Annotated in this window: 19 protein-coding genes; 10 read left to right on the top strand and 9 right to left on the bottom strand. The window is 43.7% G+C overall.

Going from position 1 to position 19,822, the window contains the following annotated elements; translation table 11 throughout:
- Window positions 1-102: 102 nt before the first annotated feature.
- From def to ACYVRH_RS00175, 3 genes are read left to right on the top strand one after another with little or no spacing between them, the layout of a single operon-like run.
- Entirely contained in the window at window positions 103-597 is a 495-nt protein-coding gene (def, locus tag ACYVRH_RS00185; protein WP_461254910.1) for a peptide deformylase, read from the top strand.
- Window positions 594-1,532: a methionyl-tRNA formyltransferase gene (fmt, locus tag ACYVRH_RS00180; protein ID WP_461254909.1), complete on the top strand. Its 939-nt coding sequence runs from the start codon at window positions 594-596 to the stop codon at window positions 1,530-1,532. The genes def and fmt overlap by 4 nt, the downstream gene beginning before the upstream one ends.
- 12 nt (window positions 1,533-1,544) lie before the next feature.
- Window positions 1,545-2,555: a PASTA domain-containing protein gene (locus ACYVRH_RS00175; protein WP_461254908.1), complete on the top strand. Its 1,011-nt coding sequence runs from the start codon at window positions 1,545-1,547 to the stop codon at window positions 2,553-2,555.
- Here the strand turns inward: ACYVRH_RS00175 and ACYVRH_RS00170 are convergent, their stop codons facing one another.
- The 3 genes from ACYVRH_RS00170 to ACYVRH_RS00160 form a co-directional block, all read right to left on the bottom strand.
- The gene (locus ACYVRH_RS00170) at window positions 2,556-3,332 is read right to left on the bottom strand and encodes a P-II family nitrogen regulator (protein WP_461254907.1); all 777 of its coding nucleotides are present in this window, start codon (window positions 3,330-3,332) and stop codon (window positions 2,556-2,558) included.
- Window positions 3,333-4,883: a DUF1538 domain-containing protein gene (locus ACYVRH_RS00165; RefSeq protein WP_461254906.1), complete on the bottom strand. Its 1,551-nt coding sequence runs from the start codon at window positions 4,881-4,883 to the stop codon at window positions 3,333-3,335.
- 176 nt (window positions 4,884-5,059) lie between these two features.
- Window positions 5,060-6,901, bottom strand: coding sequence for a phosphoenolpyruvate carboxykinase (GTP) (locus ACYVRH_RS00160; protein WP_461254905.1), 1,842 nt, complete (start codon window positions 6,899-6,901; stop codon window positions 5,060-5,062).
- A gap of 150 nt (window positions 6,902-7,051) precedes the next feature.
- Between ACYVRH_RS00160 and ACYVRH_RS00155 the strand changes: the two genes are divergently transcribed.
- Window positions 7,052-7,237 carry a hypothetical protein gene (locus ACYVRH_RS00155; protein ID WP_461254904.1) on the top strand — a complete coding sequence of 62 codons (186 nt, stop codon included), beginning with the start codon at window positions 7,052-7,054 and terminating at the stop codon, window positions 7,235-7,237.
- Window positions 7,238-7,423: 186 nt separating this feature from the next.
- Here ACYVRH_RS00155 and ACYVRH_RS00150 read toward each other — a convergent pair whose 3' ends face one another.
- The 4 genes from ACYVRH_RS00150 to ACYVRH_RS00135 all read right to left on the bottom strand — a co-directional run bounded on the left by ACYVRH_RS00150 (window position 7,424) and on the right by ACYVRH_RS00135 (window position 10,606).
- On the bottom strand, window positions 7,424-7,609 hold the full coding sequence (locus ACYVRH_RS00150; RefSeq protein WP_461254903.1) for a hypothetical protein: 186 nt from the start codon (window positions 7,607-7,609) through the stop codon (window positions 7,424-7,426).
- Between the two features lie 55 nt (window positions 7,610-7,664).
- Window positions 7,665-7,910, bottom strand: a complete 246-nt coding sequence (locus ACYVRH_RS00145; protein ID WP_461254902.1) for a hypothetical protein — start codon at window positions 7,908-7,910, stop codon at window positions 7,665-7,667.
- Window positions 7,911-8,176: 266 nt separating this feature from the next.
- Window positions 8,177-10,042 (bottom strand): leucine-rich repeat domain-containing protein, encoded by a 1,866-nt coding sequence (locus ACYVRH_RS00140; RefSeq protein ID WP_461254901.1) that lies wholly within the window; start codon window positions 10,040-10,042, stop codon window positions 8,177-8,179.
- Between the two features lie 426 nt (window positions 10,043-10,468).
- Window positions 10,469-10,606, bottom strand: a complete 138-nt coding sequence (locus ACYVRH_RS00135; protein WP_461254900.1) for a hypothetical protein — start codon at window positions 10,604-10,606, stop codon at window positions 10,469-10,471.
- Window positions 10,607-11,305: 699 nt separating this feature from the next.
- On the opposite strand from ACYVRH_RS00135, the gene ACYVRH_RS00130 reads away from it, so the two are divergent.
- From ACYVRH_RS00130 to ACYVRH_RS00105, 6 genes are all read left to right on the top strand, one after another.
- Window positions 11,306-11,590 carry a hypothetical protein gene (locus tag ACYVRH_RS00130; protein ID WP_461254899.1) on the top strand — a complete coding sequence of 95 codons (285 nt, stop codon included), beginning with the start codon at window positions 11,306-11,308 and terminating at the stop codon, window positions 11,588-11,590.
- Entirely contained in the window at window positions 11,575-11,814 is a 240-nt protein-coding gene (locus ACYVRH_RS00125; RefSeq protein WP_461254898.1) for a hypothetical protein, read from the top strand. The genes ACYVRH_RS00130 and ACYVRH_RS00125 overlap by 16 nt, the downstream gene beginning before the upstream one ends.
- Before the next feature lie 814 nt (window positions 11,815-12,628).
- Window positions 12,629-13,732, top strand: a complete 1,104-nt coding sequence (locus ACYVRH_RS00120) for a hypothetical protein (RefSeq protein ID WP_461254897.1) — start codon at window positions 12,629-12,631, stop codon at window positions 13,730-13,732.
- Between the two features lie 22 nt (window positions 13,733-13,754).
- Window positions 13,755-15,716, top strand: a complete 1,962-nt coding sequence (locus ACYVRH_RS00115; RefSeq protein ID WP_461254896.1) for a DNA topoisomerase IV subunit B — start codon at window positions 13,755-13,757, stop codon at window positions 15,714-15,716.
- A gap of 243 nt (window positions 15,717-15,959) precedes the next feature.
- Window positions 15,960-16,712 carry a triose-phosphate isomerase gene (gene tpiA, locus ACYVRH_RS00110; RefSeq protein ID WP_461254895.1) on the top strand — a complete coding sequence of 251 codons (753 nt, stop codon included), beginning with the start codon at window positions 15,960-15,962 and terminating at the stop codon, window positions 16,710-16,712.
- 1 nt (window position 16,713) lies between these two features.
- A complete protein-coding gene (locus ACYVRH_RS00105; protein WP_461254894.1) occupies window positions 16,714-17,310 on the top strand; it encodes a hypothetical protein in 597 nt (198 codons plus the stop codon).
- Window positions 17,311-17,433: 123 nt separating this feature from the next.
- On the opposite strand, the gene ACYVRH_RS00100 is transcribed toward ACYVRH_RS00105, so the two are convergent.
- On the bottom strand, window positions 17,434-19,068 hold the full coding sequence (locus ACYVRH_RS00100; protein ID WP_461254893.1) for a PEGA domain-containing protein: 1,635 nt from the start codon (window positions 19,066-19,068) through the stop codon (window positions 17,434-17,436).
- Window positions 19,069-19,117: 49 nt separating this feature from the next.
- A complete protein-coding gene (locus ACYVRH_RS00095; protein ID WP_461254892.1) occupies window positions 19,118-19,801 on the bottom strand; it encodes a JAB domain-containing protein in 684 nt (227 codons plus the stop codon).
- Window positions 19,802-19,822 lie beyond the last annotated feature (21 nt).

Raw genomic sequence — 19,822 nt, 5'->3', positions numbered from 1 at the left:
CTTACAGAACGACGATACCCCGCTGCCCTGCGGCGGGGTTCGTCATTCAAGATAAATTCTTTTTTTCTTGAAGATAAATTGCTTTTCCAGTACAATGTCTTTATGAAAATAATTACTCTTGGTGACGAATTATTAAGGCAAAAAACGGCAAAAATCGAGAAAATTGACAAAGAAATTGAAAATATCGTAAAACAAATGCTGGAAATTCTTAAAAGCGATAAGGCTATAGGGCTTGCCGGCCCGCAAATAGGGTTTATGAAGCGCATTTTTGTCGTTCATGTCGAGGGTGACGAGGAACGGGTTTTTATCAATCCGTCAATTATAGAAACGTCCCACGAGACCGCAAAATTTGAAGAAGGCTGCCTTTCCGTTCCGGGGGTTTATGCCAATGTGATCCGGTCAGAATCAATTAAAATTCAGGCATGGAATGAAAAAGGCCGCCCTTTTACCCTTGAATCGGGCGGATTACTGGCTAGGGTAATCCAACATGAATATGATCATCTTAATGGAGTCCTCTTTATTGACCATATATCAGAAAAAATGCGTGAAAAACTGCTTCTTAAATATGAAAATTCCCGTTCTGGAGCGAAGGATTGAGGGTAATTTTTGCAGGCAGCCCCGCTATTGCGGTTCCCTCTCTGGAAGCTGTTTACAGGCAGGATGGAATTGATATTGCGGGCGTGCTTACAAATCCCGACAGTCCCAGGGGCAGGCATGGTACGCCCCAGCCTACAGAGGTCGCCGAAACTGCGCAAAAACTGAATGTGCCGGTGTTAAAACCTCTGAAGCTTGACGCTCCTGTAAGGGAGCAAATGGGCTTATTAAAGCCCGATATTCTTGTTTCTTTCGCCTATGGGCGCATTTTTGGCCCGAAATTTTTAGCGCTGTTCCCCCTTGGAGGGATAAATATTCACCCGAGTCTGCTTCCTAAGTACAGGGGGCCGTCTCCGATACAGGCGGCGATCCTTAACCGCGACAGCGAAACGGGGATAACTGTGCAAACTCTGGCGCTTGAGATGGATCAGGGGGATATTCTCGCGGCGGAAAAATTGCCGCTTTCGGGCAGGGAAACGGCAGGCTCAGTTGGCGAATTGGCGGCGCGTAAGGGAGCGCAAATGGTTACGGAAGTATTGATAAAAATAGCGAATGGGACGGTGACAAGGACGGCGCAAAACCACAGTGAAGCCAGTTATTGCAAATTAATTTCCAGAGACGACGGTATTATCGACTGGAGTCTTAGCGCCGCTCAAATTGAAGCGAAAATACGCGCTTTTGACCCGTGGCCGCTGTGCAGGACTGTACATAAAGGGCGGGAATTATTTATATTGGAAGCCGGCATTTTTAAGGGGCAGGTTCCTGAAAAAAAGCGCGGACAGGTATTGGGAATAGATAAAAATGATGGTATACTGATACAAACAGGAGACGGAATTCTTTCTGTTACCCGGTTGCAGTATCAGGCGAAAAAGGCGCTTTTTTGGCGGGATTTCTTAAACGGAATCCGGGATTTTTCAGGAACACAACTGGGAATTTAGGCGAGGCGGGGTATGGGTTTAGATTTAAGTTCAATAGAAGATTATGTGGCTGGCCATTTAAGATTTTTTATTTTATCGGTCGCCGGATTGGTAATTTTTGTAGGCATTATCGCGGTTTCTGTTTTCTTTTACGCCGTGCATGGCGAGGAACAGACGATGGTTCCCGATGTGACGGGCAAGGAGTTAACGGAAGCCCTTCTTGAATTGCAGGTAAAAGAATTGTATCCCCGTTTGCAACTCCGTTATTCGCAAACTTCAAGGGATAAGGGATTTATCCTTGAACAGGAGCCAAAACCCGGAACCATTGTAAAAGCCGGACGCAGAATCCGTCTTGTAGTCAGCCGGGGAGTAATTGTAAACAAGGTGGAAAATTTCCTAAGCAGAAATATTGACGAGGTGAGAATGGATTTAATGACTCTTCAGGCGGTTGCGGGAGGCCTTCCCCTTCTTTCGATAAGAGAGCCGATAATGTACGATTTTTCGTCTGAGAATCCGGGCGTCATTCTCGCTCAAAAACCTGAGCCGGGAACCGATATTTCAGGGCCAATATCTTTGGAATTTGTCGTGAGCAGAGGAAGGGAAAATCTTACGGTTACCGTTCCGCAGTTGACGGGATTGACGCTGGCAAAAGCGTTGGAAATAATTTCAGGAACCGGAGTTAACTTTCAGTTTGTAATAAAAGAGAGAGATGAAGGCGAAAAGGGTGAGACTATTACGGCGCAAATTCCTGTCGCGAGTTCAACCGTTTCAGTTAATACTCCCGTCCAGCTTACGGTAACGCGCCCGGAAAAAATTGCAGATAACGAAATTTTCGGTTTATATAAATTTAAAATACCGCAAAATCCCTATCCTTTACCAGTGCGTCTTGACGCCCAACTTCCTTCGGGGGAAAAATTACGGCTCTTTACGGTTAATTATACAGGCGGAGAATTTACAATTCCTTACAAACTGCCCGTGGAAAGCGTGTTAGTTTTATCAATGTTAAACCGCGAGCTTAACAGGGAGACAGTCGGCTCTAAGTAGTTAATCAGCGGTTAATCCCATAACATTATCCACAGGCACTGAGAAAATAATTCCTTGAGCTTTGCTGTTAAGGCCGTGGGCTTCACAAATAGAGCGCATAATAGTTTCTTTTTTTTCACGGTCTGTTAAAATTAAAATCAGTTCTTTTTCGTCCTGCACTGAAACGCCAAAGACTTTTACGGCTCCCCTGTGCGCGGTGCCTCGGGAGTGTATTACCGTTCCTCCCGTGGCTCCCGCTTCTCTTGCGGTATTCATAAATTCATCGCTGAATCCCTGATTAATGATAGAGATGATAAGGTCATGGGAATATTTATCAGCCATATTTTCTCCTTCGCTTTTTATATCGTCAGCGGTAATTTTTTCATTTTTTAAAATACTTTGTTTAAAAATAAGCAGAATAGGATCGTTAATCGCGGAAAGTGGAACGGAAAACGCGATACCCGCTCCCGGCCCGTAATTTTTTAATTTTTTTCGCACTTCCTTCATCAGTAACGGCACGCCTACTTCCTGCTCAAGACAGGTGACGACGGCTTTTTCAGCGGAACCAATACCCAAAAGATCAAGGACTTCCGATGAAGCCGTGCCTTTTCCAAGACTGGTAAAGTGGAAACGCACGTTTTCTTCTGAACAAACGTCGGATACGATATTCGCGTTGTGCCAGTCAACGATAAAAAATATAAATTTAAGCGTTGGAACATTCTGCTGTTTTATTTCCGCCGGTTTTTCAATTGACTTTCCGCCGGAAAAGATTTTTTCTAACAGGGATTTTTTTGCCATTTAATCAGCCTCCCCGTAAACATGAATTTTTCCCCAATCAATAACGGCGCCGTCCGCTGGGGTGATCGCCCTTGTTTGCATAACGGTCAATTCTGCGGCTTCCGCAGTCTTTACTTTATAGACAAGCCCCATTAGCTGAATTACGATGAGCGGGGTCATCGCTATAACGGCGACAATGCCAAAGGCTTCTACCAGTATATTTCCTTTTATGCCTTCGCACGCGCCTATGGCAAATGGCAGTAAAAAAGTAGTGCTCATGGGGCCGGAGCATACGCCGCCTGAATCAAAAGCGATGCCTGTAAAAATACGGGGAACAAAGAATGTAAGCCCCAGGGCAAAAGCGTAACCGGGAACTAAAATCCACGCGATTGGGATATGCAGGAGTATTCTTGTCATTGTAATGGCAAGCGCCGCAGCCATTCCTATCGCAAGACCTCGGCTCATCATTTTTACGGTGATTGCGCCTGAGGAGATTTCTTCTACCTGTTTGTTCAGCACGTGTACCGCCGGTTCCGCTGCGACAATATAGTAACCGATAACTATTCCCAACGGAATTAATACCCATTTAAATTCCGAAGCCGCAAGCTGGGAGCCTAAAAGCTCCCCTACGGGAATAAAGCCGACGTTTACGCCGGTTAAAAAAATTACAAGCCCTATCAATGTATAAACAAAACCTACTATGATACGGCCAAGCTGACGGCGATGGTATCTGCGCGTAAACAATTGGAATACGGTAAAAAAGAGGACTATGGCGCCCAAAGCGAATGCTACGTCTTTAAAAAAGTTTGGCAGTTCGTGGGCAAAATACCCTGCAACATCACGTGAAGTTTGCGCCTCCTGAAGAATATATTTTTCCATTTCTACGGCTTCGGGTTTGTAAAATATTCCAAGTAAAAGCACCGCGAGAATCGGCCCCACGCTGCATAACGCCACTAAACCAAAACTGTCATCCATAGAATCTTTATCGCTGCGGATGGACGCTATACCGGCTCCCATTGCCAGGATAAAAGGGACTGTAATCGGCCCTGTCGTAACCCCGCCTGAATCAAATGCGACCGGAACAAAGGTTATTGGAGTAAAGTACGCCACCGCGAAAGTAATAAGGTAAAAAATGACCAACAGTAATGAAAGCCGTATTTTTAAAAGAGAGCGTAATACCGCGATTACAAGAAAAATGCCTACCCCTACAGAAACCGTCATTATCAGGCTTATGCTTGGAATGGACGGAACTTCCCTCGCAAGCACCTGTAGATCAGGTTCGGCGATTGTAATAATCAGTCCGATGATAAATGTTATTATAATTATGATAAAAAGCTTGGAGCTTTTTGTAAGATGAACGCCAACGCCTTCGCCCATCTGCATCATTGCCATATCCGCGCCCAATGTGAAAAAACCCATCCCGACTATCAGCATGGCGGCTCCCGCAAGGAACATCAGAATAGTTCCCGACGGCAAGGACGTGAGGAACACGCTGACCATGAGTACGATAATCGTAATTGGAAGCACCGAAAAAAACGCTTCCATGATTTTTTCTTTCAGTATTTTATTCATATTTATCTGCAAAGAAGTTCACACAAAGGGCACAAAGGTACAAAGATCACAAAGGGGGAAGAAGGGGGTTCTTGTCCGTTATCTTATCGTGATGTCCACGCATAGATTTCTAACAACAACCCCTGATTCTTCTTCGTGTTCTTCTCTTCCTTCGTGTTCTTTGTGTGAACTATCGTTCAACTATTTAGCCCTTTTTCCATAATGTCAAGTTGCGTCAGCAGTTCTTTAGGAAGTTTATCGCCAAACTTGGCATAGTGATTTCCTCTAACGTCGGAGATTTCTTTTTTCCAGCCTTCAACGTCTATTTTGATAAGCTCCGCCATTGCTTCGGGACTTACGCCTGAGGGCGGCTCAATGCTTCCCGGTTTGGGCAGGTTGCCGATTGGCGTTTCAATGTAGTTGTCTTTGCCGTCGCAACGGTCAAAAATCCACGCTAGGACGCGGCTGTTCTCGCCGTAACCGGGCCACATGAAATGCCCGTCTTTGTCTTTGCGGAACCAGTTTACAAAGAAGATTTTTGGCAGTTTGTCGCCGTTGCCTTCGTCTTTCGCTTTTTTGCCGAGTTTTAGCCAGTGGGAGAAATAATCGCCCATGTGGTAACCGCAGAAGGGCAACATGGCGAATGGGTCTCTGCGGACATCGCCCGCTTTCAAGTCAAGGGCGGCTGCTGTAATTTCAGAGCCGGTTATCGATCCCATGAATACGCCGTGAATCCAGTCCTTGCTCTGATTTACCAATGGGATTGTTGTCGCTCTTCTGCCGCCGAATAAGAACGCGCTGATTGGCACGCCTTTGGGGTCTTGCCATTCTTTCGCTATTACGGGGCATTGGGAAGCGGGGACTGTAAAACGCGCGTTAGGATGAGCGATTTCTTCGCCCTTGGCGGATTTGTCGGTTTTTGGAGACGGCACTTTTTCACCTTTCCAGTTTGTGATTTTTTCGCCGTTTGGCGGATAACCGATCTGCTCCCACCAAATGTCGCCGTCTTCGGTAAGGCCTGTATTTGTAAAGATCGTATTCTTCCTGATTGAATCCATCGCGCTCTTGTTTGACTGGTTGCTTGTTCCGGGCGCTACTCCGAAGAATCCGGCTTCGGGGTTAATCGCGTAAAGCCTGCCGTCTTTGCCGAATTTCATCCATGCGATGTCATCGCCAATTGTTTCCACTTTCCAGCCGGGAAGGGTAGGGATCAGCATGGCGAGGTTTGTCTTTCCGCACGCTGACGGAAGAGCGCCTGTAACGTACTTAACTTTTCCCTTTGGATTGGTAAGTTTAAGGATGAGCATGTGTTCGGCGAGCCAGCCCTCGTCTCTCGCGAGAACGGAGGCGATACGGAGAGCGAGGCACTTTTTGCCGAGGAGGGCGTTTCCGCCGTAACCTGAGCCGTAGGACCAGATTTCGTAAGTGTCGGGGAAATGGCTGATGTATTTTTTATTGACATCAGGCTCGCACGGCCAGCTTGAATCTTTTTCGCCGGGTTTCAGCGGTTTGGCAATTGAATGTAGACAGGGAACGAAAAATCCGTCTTTCCCAAGAACTGCCAATACTTTTTTTCCAACCCTTGTCATTATGTGCATATTAAACACGACATAAGGGCTGTCTGTAATTTCAACGCCGATTTTCGCTATATTGGAACCGACCGGCCCCATCGAGAACGGTATAACGTACATTGTACGGCCCTTCATACAGCCCTTGTACAGCGCTTTCATTTCATCTTTTAATTTGGCGGGGTCTGCCCAGTTATTGGTAGGACCTGCGTCGTCCTTGCTTTTGCTGGCGATAAAGGTGCGGCTTTCCGCCCTTGCCACGTCCGAAGGATCGGAATGGAACCAGTAACTGCCCGGCCTTTTTTGGGGATTCAACGGTATGCCGATACCCGCGTCTACCGTGAGTTTGATAAGGCTGTCATACTCAGCCTTACTGCCGTCGCAGATTACCACTGAATCCGGCGTCATAAGCGCCGCCGCTTCTTCAATCCATTTTTTTAATCCGGCGTGTTTTAATTTGTTTAAATCCATATATTACTCCTGTTTTGGAAATTTATTTCCTAGGAAATTTATTTTCCATGTGATATTTATACAATGAAATAAGCATTTTATTCAATAATGATGTTTGAAAATGAAGAATTAATCTTTGACTTTTAAGAAACAATCTTTGAAATTGAAGAAATGATCCTTGAAATCCAAGAATTGATCCTTGAAAATGAAGGATTAATCTTTGACTTTCAAGAAATGATCTTTGAAATTGAAGGATCAATCTTTGAATTTGAAGAATTGATCTTTGAATTTCAAGGATTAATCTTTGAAATTCAAGAAATGATCCTTGAAATTCAAGAATTAATCTTTGAAATTTAATCATTTTTGGTGTAAAAACATGGGGAAATGGGGTAAATTTAAGAATTGACCTCTAAAATGGGTCATTTTGACATGATCAATTGGCTTTTGGGGGGTGTTTCCTCATGTAGCGAAGCATTAAAAAAACGGTAAGGCTTAAAATAAAGATAACAACATACATTATCAACTGTGCTATTAAGGGCATGGTTATTCTCCTGTAATCCACTTTATTATGGTGTCAGCAATGCCGACCGCACTAAAAACGGTTACGATAAGAACGGCTGTCTCCATTATTCCTGTAAATCTGCTTGCAGGTTTGGGCATGCTTTCGATTAATTGCCGCATTAAATTATTGTGCGTGTCCAATCGTTCTAAAAACGCTTTTTCGTCCATGTTTACAATATACGTCTTTTTATATGGAGGTCAAGTCAAAAAATGTCTGATATTTTCATTCGTCAGCTTCTCCTTCTTCGGTCTTCTTGAAACTGGCGGTATCCTTAAAAGTTTCGTCTATTACTTCGTGTTTGTCGCCTATCAGTTTGAAAACGTCCAATATTTGAATGACTTCTTCCGTGAATAACGGATTAACTGGTTGCGTCTTTGTGTTAGCTGATTGACTTTTACCATTATTCGCTCCTTTGGCGTCTGTCTCGTGCGAAGCCCGGCAGACGCCGATTTTATTTTCAGTGATCAACGACCACTGTTTGTTACCGCTATAGAGAGACTGTAGAAAAAGTGTTTTAACAAAAGAAATTGGCAAAGAATACCTTGCTTTATGAACTTTTGTCTTGTTTTTGAACTAAAAACAGGGGCATTTTTTAGCTAAGAACTGTTTTTCTACAGGCTCTAGATAGTGCCGCCAATTTCTTGACGACACTATGAAAAAGTGGTGTCGGTTACGCTGCGTGTCCGGTGTCAGCCATTCGCAGAAGAATGACCGACACCGTTACATAATTGCTTTTATTGTTTCGTCCATGTACTGCCGTTAACGGGTCTTGTGTATGTTCCCGACTTGGTAGAAGCATTTTGGTAAGCTGTCTGTAAAGTATTGCCTCCTTCAGTGTCTCTTCCATTGTATTCAGGAAAAACATCGTTATCGAAGAACGTAATGTTGCTTCCAGATGCAAACGTAACGCTGATAAGTTTTGGGCAAGAATAGAACACGCAACTATGAAGCTCTTCCACGCTTGCAGGGATGGTTATACTGGTAAGCTGGCTGTCAGCGTTGAATGCGGCTCCTCCGATAATTTGAAGCTTGCTACCCGACTCAAAAGTTACGGAACTGAGAGTTGTACAGGCGCTGAATGCGTGGGCTCCAATACGTATTACGCTTGCGGGGATTGTTATGCTGGTAATTGTTGTTTGTGAGAATGCGCCGTTACCCCAATCTTCCCACGAATTGCCGATTTCCGTTACGGCTTTGCCATTGTAAGTTCCGGGTATAGTAACAGCGCCGCTCATTCCATCGGCTGAGACGACGCGGTATGTATTGTCAGTTCCGTTTCCTTCACCGGTGATAAGATAATACTCAAGTGCCGGCGTATACGGGGCTATTGAGATTATCTTCACATAAAATGTCCCCAATTGATTCGCGCCTCCAATCTCCAACACTTGAGTCACGCCTTTTGGAATGCTTTCTCCTTTTATCGTGTAGGTTTGCCGTTGAGCTGTTATGTTAATGTTTTTCTTTAAATAGACAACATCATCATGATCACCATAATACTGAACATTCAAAGTACGATTTCCTGATTGTGTCCATGCCTCAAATTTATACTCGTAAGTGGTATTTGCTTGTGCGGTGTAACTATATCCCGCACTTGCCTTCCACACATCCCCCCAACTTTGAGCAGTGCCGCCTATGGTGATAGTACATACGCCGTCAGCGTCAACAGAATGTGTTATTGTAGCGGTTGCTGTTTCGTTAGCCCAAGACCACCAGCGGTCTGCATCAGGCAACTCTTCCGGTGGCGTATATGGGGTTATCGAAATAATCTTCACGTAAAATGTCCCCAATTGATTCGCGCCTCCAATCTCCAACGATTGAGTCCCGCCTTTTGGAATGCTTTCTCCTTTTATCGTGTAGGTTTGCCGTTGAGCTGTTATGTTAATGTTTTTCTTTAAATAGACAACATCATCATGATCACCATAATACTGAACATTCAAAGTACGATTTCCTGATTGTGTCCATGCCTCAAATTTATACTCGTAAGTGGTATTTGCTTGTGCGGTGTAACTATATCCCGTATTTGCCTTCCACACATCCCCCCAACTTTGAGCAGTGCCGCCTATGGTGATAGTACATACGCCGTCAGCGTCAACAGAATGTGTTACTGTAGCGGTTGCTGTTTCGTCAGCCCAAGACCACCAGCGTTCTACGGCGGGCAGTTCTTCAGGTGGAATCGGAGTCGCTGTAATGTCGGTTGGTGCTTCTTGTGTTGTGTTATCATTAAGGGTAATTGTTCCGCTGATAGCGGTAATACCTGAATCGTTTACAGTTACGGTAAACGTGGCTGTTGCTCCGGTCGGCGTAAGTGTCAGCGTGCTTCCTGCTGTTTTTACCGTACCGCTACTTGTTTTAGTTGTGCCGTCTTTTGTTATGTTTAATACGTAAGTGTCCCCAACTTGTGCCACATATCGGGCGGTATTTTCGGTAATTTTCAACGTATAGATTGAACCGTCGTCTGCTGTACCTCTGTATGTTACCGATTGGGGTGCTGGATTGCCGCTTGAAAGAGTATTACCTCCATCATCTTCGCAAGCCGCCATTGAAAACCCGATTACTGCTACAATGACGGCAATGCTTAAAACTCTAAATACGTTTTTCATAGAAAACTCCTTGTGTTGATATATGAAAAAGCCTTGTTATAAGGCTTGTTTCCAAAATAATGGGAATAAAAGAAATACCGTGTTTTCCTTTGGATAGACCTCTCCCCTGTTTTAAGGTGTAGGGGAAAATATAGGCAAATTTTTTCGAGTTTCTTCTATAATAAGAGAGAGAGAGAGAGAGAGAGAGAATTTGAATTTACGCAAGAATTTGGCTGTAAAATAGCGATTTCTTCGCTTATGTTGAGAAAATAGCATAGATTGTAAGAAAGTGCAAGGGGGAAATGGGGGGAAAAGACAAGGGGGAATTATGCCTTTTGAGTGCCGTTATCAGTTCTGGGTGGGTGTTTCCTCATGTAGCGAAGCATGAAAAAAGCGGTAAAACCAAGCACTGTCATAATAATAAAGATTATTAATTGAAAAACCATATCACCCTCCTGTAAACCACTTAATGATTATGTCGGCTATGCCGACTATTCCGAAAATGCTAAAAATAAGCACGATTGTCTCTAGGACTGAGATAAATTTGCTTGCAGGTTTTGGCATTGTGTCCGCTACTTGTCGCATTATCCCATTCAGATTTTAGAGCGTTTTATTTATTGCAGTTAAATTCTCCGCTACGTTATCCATTCTTCAAATATACGGCTTTTGGAGCAAAAAGGCAAGCTGCAAAAAGGCTACGCCTTTTTGCTAAAGAGTTTTGCCAAAGGGAGAACTACTGTATTTATTGCGTTTTTTACTTATGGTAAGGTTATATGCTTTTTCCTTATTTCTTTGTGTTTGGCAAAACTCCAGACTGCGAATTGCTATCACGGCGATATAATTCTTATTAGCGGTACAAGATGTATGCCCAATAAATTGCTTGAGTGCAGTCAGGGCAGGCGGCGGGCGGCAAAAACATCTTCTGGAATTCCTCGCCGTAGGAGACTTGGGAATAAAACAAAGAAAATTCAGAGAATAATGTTCGGCGACGTACCCTAGATAAAGCTTTCTAACTACCGCTATTTAGTCGCCGAAAGGCTCCGTAGGCGAATTCCCCAGAGTTTTTGCCACCCGCCGCCTGCCCTGACTGCACTGAATAAATTCTTGGGCATACATCGTGTAGAGGAGAGGGGAGAAGTTTTTTAGGTGTGTTTATCAATAGGGGTTTTTGTCAATAGGGCATTTGGGGGGAAATGCCATTTTTTTAAGGTGCGAATGGCTAGACAATCCAGCGTAAGCCGAATTGCCTCTTTCTTCTCGGCGTTTAATATGGTATAGTAGGATATGTACGATGATCTTGAGATTGTCTTTAGGCAGTCAGCTTTCAGGCATGGGGCTACAGAAGACGACATTCGTTGGGCGTTCAAGACAGTTGAATTGGACAAACTTATTGAAGGCGCTGAAAACAGATACCGTCTGCTTGGCTTTAACACTAAGGGCAATATGATAGAAGTACTGTACAATCAGGTTACCGAAAACAGGGTAAACGTATTTCATGCTTTTTCCTGTTCGGATTCATATTTGGAATCTCTTGTAAATAAAGGAGAAATAGAATGGCGCAGGACATGACCGAAGAAGAAGCCCAGTACTGGAGCGATTATTATACTGAAAATCCCCCGAAAACCGATCCTTCCCAAAAAGACGGTGTTTTTATAAAGCGTAAGATGAACCGTTTTTCGGGTATGGATAACCTTACGGTCAACTACCTTTTAACAAAATCTATAGAGACTCGCAAATCCCCCGAAGAAATAATCGGCGATCTTGTGCGCGAGAAAATTGCGGCGGCTGTTTGAGAAAAAACCGCCCCGAATAATTTCTGTTACTAATTGCTAATTGTTCATTGTTATATAGATCACAATGGTAAAATGCTAATATGCGTTACAAGATGATGTATGCCAAATAAATGGCAATACGGCGTTGCCGGATTGCTAAGGAGTTTTGCCAAAGGGAGAACTACTGTATTTATTGCGTTTTTTACTTATGGTAAGGTTATATGCTTTTTCCTTATTTCTTTGTGTTTGGCAAAACTCCAGACTGCGAATTGCTATCACGGCGATATAATTCTTATTAGCGGTACAAGATGTATGCCCAATAAAATCCTTGAGTACAGTCGGGTAGGCTGCGTGCGATGTAAAAACATCTTTCGGAATCCCCCGCCGTAGAGACTTTGGAATAAAACAAAGAAAATTCAGAGAAAAAACGTCCGGCGACAAACCCTAGATAAAGCTTTCTAACTACGCTATTTAGTCGCCGGAAAGGCTCACAGCCAAATAAACGCACGGCGTAGCCGTGTAGATCAATAATGCCGCACGCTGAGAGCACCAAAAAATGCCGCAGTCCCCAATAAAAGCAAGGCGCCTTTAGGTGGCCGACAGTGCGAGGCGGTTTCTTCCGAAGTTTTTACAGCGTGCGCAGCCTACCCGACTGTACTGAATAAATTCTTGGGCATACATCGGCGTGTGGGCTTGGGAGAAAAGCAGAGCAAAAAGAATTTTTCAACAATTAATTTATTATCAATTTACCAAATTTAGGTCAAATAGCATTTAAAAATCCTTTATCGATTAATTCCCTATTCCATATTCCTTAAAAAAACCGTATTATTTAGATATGGACGATAGAAAAAAGCGAATAGACGATCTTCTTAGAAATAATTTGGAAAGCCGGTTTTCACTGGACACCCTTCTGGAAAATTTCGGAGAAAACCTTTATTCCCGCATAAAGGAAATGAACGCGGGTTTTGACGATATAATTCAATACAATGTCTATTTGCAGGATATAGCCGAATCAAACGCCGCGATAAGTAAAATAGAAGAGAAAAACCGCCGTTATAAAGAACTTGAAGAGGCAATCGAAACTGCGGAAAACGCCGAAAAAGAACGGGCAAAGGAAATGGCGGCTTTTTACCGCAAACTTGGCAAGGCGCTTCTTGAAGACGGCGCTTATGACGATTATACGTCCCTTTTTAGAGAGCAGGCCGACGCTTTAAAAGCCAAGTTGGAATCGCTTGAAACCCGCATTAACGAACTTGACAACAAAGAAGGCGGCAATGTTTTTTCATGGATAGGCAAAAGCGCCCAGGGGCTTGTGTTAAAATCTTTCCTGTCCAAAGCCAAAGAAAGTCAGGAACAGCTTTATTTGAACATCGGCGAGCGATACAGTAACCGCGACGTTGTACATGAAGAAAGCAACGTAGCCTTTATACGGTTGGAAATTGATAATTTGCGCGGTATTTCAAAAACCGCCGCCGATGAAATTTCAGCGTTGAAAGATGAAAGGCGCATTATTTCCGCGTCTTTCGGCATTGATGGCAATCCTCAAAAGCAAATTCAATTTGTTAAAAACCATATAGGCGAAGTAAAAGAAGCGTTAGGCGTTTTATACAAAAGATTCGGCAGTCAGGCGGCGGGAATAGACGAAGACATTACCCCCGACCGTAAATATTTTATTGACACCATTGTTACCGCCGAAGACGGGGAAATTATCGGCAGGGCGACAAGGCTGAAGCAGTCTATCTATGATAACGAGAACGCCATTGCCAAACTGAGGGCATCCCTCGCGATTGACGATGAGAAATCAAAAATTGAAAAATACAAAAGATCGATAGAAGACAAGAAAAATAAAATTAGCGATCTGGAAAAGGGCATAGACGATCTGGAAAAAAGCGTCAGCGAAAGCGAAAATAATATTCGGGAATTGGAAAAACAATTATAATATTTATTAATAAGGGGGGGATATGCCGGTTAAAAAACAAGTAAAAAAAACAAATACAAAAGTAAGCGTAAAAACAAAAACGGCAGTTAAAAAATCTCCGCCAAAACCCGCAGTAAAAAAAACTTCGCCCGCCTCCGCGTCTTCAAAAGCTCCGGTTTATGACGAATCAAAAATTAAAACCCTGTCCTCGCTCGAGCATATCAGGCTCAGGACGGGAATGTACATAGGCCGCCTAGGAGACGGCTCAAACCCCGACGACGGCATTTATGTTTTGTTAAAAGAAGTAATCGACAACGGCATCGATGAGTTTATTATGGGCAACGGAAAACTTATCGAGACGGTTGTTAAAGACATTGACAAACCCGGCAAGGCTCTGGTTAAAGTGCGAGATTACGGGCGTGGTATCCCGCTTGGAAAACTGGTTGAGTGCGTGTCGGTAATTAATACCGGGGCAAAGTACAATGACGACGTGTTTCAATTTTCAGTCGGCCTTAACGGAGTGGGAACAAAAGCGGTAAATGCGTTATCAGTTCATTTTAGGGTAGTCGCTATAAGGGGCGGTGAATTTGCCGAGGCGATTTTTGAAAGAGGGAAACTTAAAAGCGAGCGCAAGGGCAAATTAAAAGACCCGCTAAAAGACGGAACAATGGTGGAATTTATTCCAGACCCTGAAATATTTAAAGATTATGTTTTTAATCCTGAATTTATAGAAAAGCGCGTGCAGAATTACGCCTACCTTAACGCAGGTCTTACTCTTGCATTTAACGGCAAAAAATTTATTTCAAACAAGGGATTATACGACTTATTGCAGGAAGAAACAGGCAGCGACGGATTGTATTCACTTGGTTACTATCGCGGCAAACATTCAGCTAACGGGCAGTTGGAATTGGCCTTTACGCACACAAACAATTATGGCGAGGAATATTTTTCGTTTGTAAACGGGCAGTACACCTCTGACGGCGGTACTCACCTGTCCGCTTTTAAGGAAGGTTTCTTAAAAGGGATTCAAACTTTTTATAAAAAAGACTACCGTTCCGAAGACGTGCGTGAAGGGACAACAGCCGCAATCGCGATTAAATTAAAAAATCCCGTATTTGAAAGCCAGACAAAAAACAAACTTGGCAACTCTGACATTCGCGCTTGGGTTGTGCAGGAAACGCGCAACGCCGTTGAAGACTGGCTGCATAAAAATCCCGAAGCAAGTAAAAAGCTGGAGCAAAAAATAACAGCTAACGAGTCCCTGCGCACTGAATTAAACGCCGTCAAAAAAGAAGCGCGTGAAGCGGCGAAAAAAATCGCCCTTAAAATTCCAAAGTTAAAAGACTGCAAATACCATCTTGACGACGGCAAAGACGGTGAAGAATCGACAATTTTTATCACAGAGGGCGATTCCGCCGCAGGTTCGATTGTCTCAAGCCGCGACGTAATGACTCAGGCGATTTTTGCCCTGCGCGGCAAAGTGGAAAACGTGTATGGAAAAAAACGCGCCGCTATTTACAAAAACGAAGAGCTTTTTAACATGATGATGGCTCTTGGCATCGATAACGACATCGAAGGCCTGCGTTACGCGAAAATAGTAATCGCCACCGACGCTGACTTTGACGGCTTCCATATACGCAACCTTCTTTTAACTTTTTTCCTCTCTTATTTTGAAGAACTGATAACCGCAGGCCATGTCTATATCCTTGAAACTCCGCTCTTCCGCGTCCGCACCAAAAAAGAAACCCGCTACTGTTACACGGAAAAAGAACGAGATGAGGCAGCAACCGCCCTAGGCTCTCAATGCGAAATAACCCGTTTTAAAGGACTTGGGGAGATAAGCCCCAAAGAGTTCGGGCAATTTATAGGAGAGGATATGCGCATAGTGCCTGTCTCCGTAAACACATTAAAACAGGTTCCTCAGGTACTGGATTTCTACATGGGCAAAAATACGCCGGAAAGACGCGAATACATAATGAAGAATTTAATAGAAGACGCAGGTTAAGCCAAAAAATTTCACAACAACGTAGCATCAATAAATGTCGCTGGGAACTTGCGCCTGACGGGGGTATTGTATTAAAAATGTTTTAATTAATCTGTCATAAACTGCGAAATTTCCCATATTATTGTAAAATTTTACCCCTTTTTATTTTTTTGTTAATGAAAAAGCGCTTCTTAACCGTCTTGTATAAATATCCACTTTTGTATATAATATCTTTAATAAATAACTATATTAAAGGAGAAAATAATGGGTAGACCATATTATATCGCCGGAAACTGGAAAATGCACAAAACAAGAACAGAATCCGCTGAGTTGGCGCAGGCGCTTGTTACGGAATTAAAAAGCGGCAAGCACGAGTATCTTATCGTTCCCTCATTTACAAGCCTTGAAACTGTATCCGCTATTATTGAGGGTACCAACATCCGTCTTGGAGCGCAGAATTGCGCATGTGAAGAGCAGGGAGCGCATACCGGTGAAGTATCGGTTTTGCAGCTTAAAGACCTCGGCGTACAGACGATAATTTTGGGACACAGCGAAAGGCGCCATATTTACAAGGAAGACGACGCTCTTATCAACAAAAAGGTAAAGCTTGCCCTGAAGCACGGGTTTGAAGTTATCCTTTGCATTGGCGAGCTTTTGGAAGAACGCGAAGCTGGCAAAGTGGAAGAAGTCTGTGAAAGGCAGACGGTCAAAGGACTGGAGGGCGTAAGCGCGGCGGAATTGGGTAACGTTGTCATCGCATACGAGCCTGTTTGGGCAATTGGAACGGGAAAGACGGCGACGCCGCAGGATGCGGAAGCGGTACATTCCTTTGTGCGCAAAGTAATCGCGCGCCTGTACGGACATGAAGCCGCTGCGAAGATCATTATTCAGTACGGCGGTTCCGTAAAAGCGGATAATGCCGCGCAGTTGATGTCTATGGAAAACATAGACGGAGCCTTAGTAGGCGGCGCGTCTCTTAAAACGGACACATTTATTCCGATAGCAAAATTTTCCTGATATGACTTTTTTCTGCCTGTTATGGGTTCCATTGTTTTATCTCCTTCGCCGTTCCTTAAGCGGCGAAGGTTCTTCAGGCGGCGTATGGGCGTTGCTTTTAGGCAGTATTACCGCGATAATTCAATTCCTACTCGGCAATATTCTTAACCCCGGAGGATTTGGTTTTTCCCGCTGGCTTTTTGGTTTTGTCGAAATCGTGAGCGTGCCGGTACTTATTCCTTTTGTAATGTATTTATTAATGTTCGTTTTCAGAGGTTTTTCCTCAAACGCTGATTTTGGCGATTTTTCCCTACTCTGGCTGATACCTGTCGGCGCTCTAAGGGCGTTAAGCTGGAGTTCAATGAACGATCCAATTTTACTTGTAATGGCGCCGCTTCTATGGACCGCGCTCGCCGTCGGCATTTCCTTTTTTATCAACCGGATGACAATTAGCTTTAACCCCCTTTTTGCTATTATCGCGGTTTTATGCATTATTATTTTACCCATATCAGCAGCCGCGACATACTGGGCGTTTTTTTCTCAACAGGCATTGCTGGGGTTTCTTTTGTTGTTTGTTACGCATATTCCTTTTATCTTGTCGTTTGCGGTTAAGAAATAACCCCTCAGATAAAAACCCCTCTTCCCTTTTTGTGAACCTCAACCGAGTCGCAAATACGGTGAAGGTTCCCCTCTTGCGCTTTTTATCTTTGTGAGCTTTGTGTGAAAAAATTTTGAATAAATTCTAATAAATCAATCCTACCCCAATTCCGCCATACCCGCATATATCCTGCTGATAAACAATTCCGCCCCGGAATGAAAAGAAAAGATTTGACGGCGGAGGAAAAAGATTGATTTCCATTCCCGCAAGTAGTCTTGACCTTGCGTTATCCTCAAAATCAAATTCGTATCTCATGCTTATTCCGCCTGCGATCCAACTGCTGTGATAAAGAACGCCTGTTGAAAGCAATAACTGCGGTATTAGCCCTTCGGGACCGTGCCAGAATATGATGGGGCAGAAGGCAATGGAAAGATTTGTTAATTCCAAAGAAAGCGGCGTGAAAATACCGGCTCCACGCCCTGAGCTTAGGGGATATTCGCCATTAGAGTTTGTCCCCGCGTAAGACGTTCCAAGAGAAAAAGCAAGCGGAACAGAGCCGTTGCCGTCCAAGAAATTGTATTTAACAGAACCTGAAATACCCAAACCTATTACATCTTCCGGTTGCGGAGTAATATTAAAAACGCTCGTCAGTTCAAAACGGTTAAACGGGGATATTCTCATGCTTATACTAAACGGAAATAAAAATTTTCTCTCATCTTCCCGCGTTTTTGACGGAGAAAGAAAACTCCCAAAGAGAAGGTTCGCGCTAAATTGAAAACTTCCCGCGGGCAGCGCGTGAGGTAAAGGAGTAAATGTAAGCCCAGAGATACCGCTCTCGACAGATAACGGAAAAATTACGGCAGAATAACTAATCTCTGTTTTCATCGCTATAAAGAAAGGTTTCTCTTCTTCTTTAATTAATTCTTTCGGGGCGGACGCTTCTAATAATACCATGTAAACGCCTTCAGGATGCGGGTTGCCTTGTGAATCTTTACCGTCCCAAGTTACATTCTGAACCCATGTATCGAACTTATCAATTTTTTTTTCGTATACTACGGAACCATTTGCATCCAGTATCGTAAAAGTACCCATTCCGGGAGCGGATACTTCAAAACTGTACTCCGTAACGCCTAAGTTTCCCGGATTCATCGGGTTAAACCGTTTTCTGCGTTGAAAAACATTTTCAACTTTAAAGACGGCAGGCTTCATAAAAACGTCCGCAACAGCGGTAGCATATTCGTTAACCAGTACGGTTTTTAACGAGTCCTCCCAGCCAAAAGCGCGTATTTTTATCGTATTGTAACCTACAGGCAGACTTAGCAGAATTTTATTGTCATTTGATGGGATAACAGGCGTTGTAATCCCTTCCGGCACATTTGCGTAAATTTGAGGATTAAGAGGCCGCTCATCTGGGCTGTCTTTTTCCCTGTAAACCGAAACCATCGCAAGCCCGCGCATTTCTTCCATTTTAATAGAAACTGTTAAACGGCTGGTACTAAATAAATTAATGTTAAATGAACGCTCTTTGTAACCGTCAAGAGTCAACCTTATTAAATGTATTCCGACAGCAGGATTATTAATAACAAGAGGGGTTAAGCCATGATCTACTCCGTCTATATATACCCTGACTCCAGACGGGTTAGTATAAATTTCCAGTCCTGTGCCAGCTCTTTCCTCAAAAGCGTCCTCTACAATATCTTTTGCTTCACGGGCTGTAAGAGCGCCCGGTAAAAAGAGTAAGAGGAGCAAAGGCATGAATATTAACTGCGGCAGAGACATGATTCTATTCTATCATAAGATGATTAAAAAAATAACGTGTTAATTTTTACTAATCCCTTAATTTTCCGTTCTCCCTAAAACTCCACCATGCGGTCTGTGAAAAAATAATATGGTCGATAAAATGGAGTCCCAAGATTTGCGCAGCAGCCTGAAGACGTTCCGTTATATCATCGTCTTCAGGAGAGCTTACAAGCTGTCCCGACGGGTGGTTATGCGCTACGCAAAAAGCAGCCGCCCTGTCCTGAATCAAGTCGGCAAATACTTCACGAGGATGGACGATTGTTTTATTTACAAGCCCGATCGTAACAATCCGCACAGCAAGCACTTCGTGGGCGCCGTTCAGTGAAAGACTGATAAACCTCTCCTGTTTGCGGTCGGCATAGTGCCGCACAAGAGTGAAAATGTCTATCGGTTTTTTAATCCGCATGGAAAAAGACCCATAGCGTCTTCTGCCATACTCGAGCATTGCGGCGATAGCGCATGCCTTGGACAGCCCGATACCCGATAAATTGGAAATATCTTTTACGGAGGGAATGTCCTTGCAGTGGTCTAAAAATCTGCACATATCATTTGCGAGAATTTTTACATTTTTCCCCGAAATGCCGGTTCTAAGCAGAATTGCCAGCAGTTCTTGATCGGAAAGGGCGGACGGTCCTTTAATCTTCAATTTTTCCCGTGGGCGCTCTTCAAGGGGAATGCCTGAAAAAGCCTTTTTTTCATTGTTTTTTTTCATACCCTATATGGGTGCGTATAT

This window comes from Treponema sp. R80B11-R83G3, from assembly GCF_054786115.1.
The sequence above is the reverse complement of the archived record's forward strand: the minus strand, read 5'-3'. Positions and strand labels throughout refer to the sequence as shown.